The organism is Shigella sp. FC1567 (genome assembly GCF_001743015.1).
Classification (GTDB): Bacteria; Pseudomonadota; Gammaproteobacteria; order Enterobacterales; family Enterobacteriaceae; genus Escherichia; species Escherichia coli.
The window spans coordinates 1-209 of sequence record NZ_MIIV01000490.1 but is presented as its reverse complement, the minus strand read 5'-3'; the positions used below and the strand labels follow the sequence as shown (position 1 = coordinate 209).

Sequence of the window (209 nt, the reverse complement as noted above, 5' to 3'; positions counted from 1 at the left end):
GCCATTCCACGGCGGGCAGGCTGTCCGGTATACAGCGGTTCGCCAGTCCCTGCGCGTTGTACGCATGTCTGGTCTCATGCTGCCAGAGCAGTGCTTCCGTCTCCGGGTGATTTTTCACCACCCGCTTCAGCCCGGCTTCACCCTGCGTGTGCAGCACTTCACGGCGGTTCAGGCTGTCGGTGATGGTGATGCGGTCCTTCTCATACTGA

Annotated in this window: 1 protein-coding gene; it reads right to left on the bottom strand. The window is 61.2% G+C overall.

Annotation, left to right across the window (positions count from 1 at the left end):
- Positions 1–209 (bottom strand): hypothetical protein (locus tag BHE85_RS27825; protein ID WP_216080685.1); only part of this gene is annotated, 209 nt, incomplete at both ends.